We start from the raw sequence: 429 nt of genomic DNA on the forward strand, positions 1-429 counted from the left end.
TTGATGCACTGTCCGGCGAATACACCGACCGCTTTATGCTGCACTACAACTTCCCGCCATACTCTACCGGTGAAGTGGGTCGCGTAGGTGCGCCAAAACGTCGTGAAATCGGTCACGGCCGTTTGGCTAAACGTGCGTTGTTGGCCGTATTGCCGGAACCTGAAGATTTCAGCTACACCATGCGCGTGGTTTCTGAAATTACCGAATCCAACGGCTCTTCCTCTATGGCTTCCGTCTGCGGCGGCTGCCTGAGCCTGTTGTCTGCCGGTGTGCCTTTGAAAGCACACGTTGCCGGTATCGCCATGGGTCTGATTTTGGACAACACCAAATTTGCCGTCCTGACCGACATCTTGGGTGACGAAGACCACTTGGGCGATATGGACTTTAAAGTAGCCGGTACAACCGAAGGTGTGACCGCACTGCAAATGG

Annotated in this window: 1 pseudogene; it reads left to right on the plus strand. The window is 54.3% G+C overall.

The window, feature by feature from the left end:
• Positions 1 to 429: pseudogene (locus ACTHUR_RS21765) on the plus strand (polyribonucleotide nucleotidyltransferase); the annotation flags it as partial.

Source organism: Neisseria sp. P0021.S007 (assembly GCF_051956855.1).